This window comes from Trebonia sp., assembly GCF_049794275.1.
Classification (GTDB): domain Bacteria; phylum Actinomycetota; class Actinomycetes; order Streptosporangiales; family Streptosporangiaceae; genus Trebonia.
In genome coordinates this window covers 1-1,525 of record NZ_JBARCR010001265.1, presented here as the reverse complement: position 1 = coordinate 1,525, position 1,525 = coordinate 1, and the positions used below count along the sequence as shown (strand labels likewise).

Below are 1,525 nucleotides of genomic sequence, written 5' to 3'. Positions count from 1 at the left end.
GCCGTGGCGTTCTCGATCAGTTCGGCGACGAGGTGGATCACGTCGTTGACCGCGTTCCCCGCAACCAGGTCTTGTGATTCGCTGACCACGTCCACCCGGACGTAGTCCTCGACCTCGGCCACCGATGCGCGCAGTACGTCGACCACGGGCACTGGATCGCGCCAGCCCCGGCCGGGCGTAGCGCCGGACAAGATGATCAGGCTCTCAGCATGCCTGCGCATACGCGTGGTGAGGTGGTCGAGGCGGAAGAGATCGGCCAACGCCTTGGCCTCACCGGTCCGCCGCTCCATCGAATCCAGCATTGCCAGCTGCCGGTGCAGCAGGGACTGACTGCGCAGGGAGATGTTCAGGAAGACCTGGTTGACCCCCTTGCGCATTCTCGCCTGGTCTACGGCGGCCCCGACGGCCGCCCTCTGCACCGCGGCGAACGACTCCGCGATCTGGGCTATCTCCTGGATCGTGCTGGTGTCCGGCGGCGGGGACTCCGCGAGCACGTCCACGTCGTCGCCCCGGCGGAGCTGTTCGACCACGCGGGGCAGTCGCTCCTGCGCCATGCCGCGCACGTTGTCGTCGAGCCGGGTAAGGTCGCGCGTGACCTTGCGGCCGAACCACACAAGCAGGAAGACCGAGACGACGACGGCAAGCAGCCCGGCGCCACCGGCGAGGATGGCCTCGGTGACCTGCCGGTCGGTGAGCGACGCGGTCATCGTCGTCAGAGTCGTGGCGGTCTTCAATTCCGCGTCTAGCATCGCGACCAGGTACGTCCCAGAGGACGACTGCCAGGCGCCTGCATTCACCGGGATGGGCCCGCTGCCGCCCAAGCTGGCCAATATCCGGTCTTCCATTGCCTGGTACTCGTGGTACGCGGGCGAGTTGGCGACGCTTAGGTACGGGGCGCGCAGGTCAGGAGTCAGGAAGACGAGGACATCGTTCATGAGCAGGCCACGGTTCGCGGCGCTGCTGGCGAACAGCTGACGGGCCGACGGGCTCATCTGGCCGCGGTCAGCCAGCGCCCCATCCACCAGAGTGGCCTCTCGCCTAGCCAGTTCGTACACGTATGCCGAGTCGACCGTGCCGATCGAGATCTCGGCCAGCGAGGAGGGCCTGTACTGGAGCGAGGATTTGAAGAAGCTGAACTCCGCATCCATTATGCCGCTGTAAGCCTGGAATGCGGCCGGCGGGCTCATCGCGCCGGAATCGATGGCCGCCCGGATCTTGCCGAGCTGTGCGAGCTGCGCGAACAGCGCGTTGATCGCAGGCCTGGAGTCGGCGAAGAGCGAGCCGCCCTGGAGCGCCGACCTGGCGGCCGGAATCGCCTCGTCCACGAGTCTCCTCGTGGTAAGCAGCGACGCCTCGGAGGATCTCCGGCCACTGATCAGCCAGAGGTAGGACGCTTCGCGTTCCGCTGGCAGCTCGATCGTCAGCGGCTCGATAGTGGTGGTGAGGGAAGTAACACTGGTGTTATAAGTGTGGTCGCTGATTGCGCCGCGGACCGTGATGCTCGCGGCGAAAGCCCAGAGTGCAA

Annotated in this window: 1 protein-coding gene; it reads right to left on the bottom strand. The window is 66.3% G+C overall.

Going from position 1 to position 1,525, the window contains the following annotated elements; genetic code table 11:
- The coding region (locus WA805_RS30875) for a nitrate- and nitrite sensing domain-containing protein (protein WP_425244094.1) at positions 1–1,525 on the bottom strand (1,525 nt) is incomplete at both ends.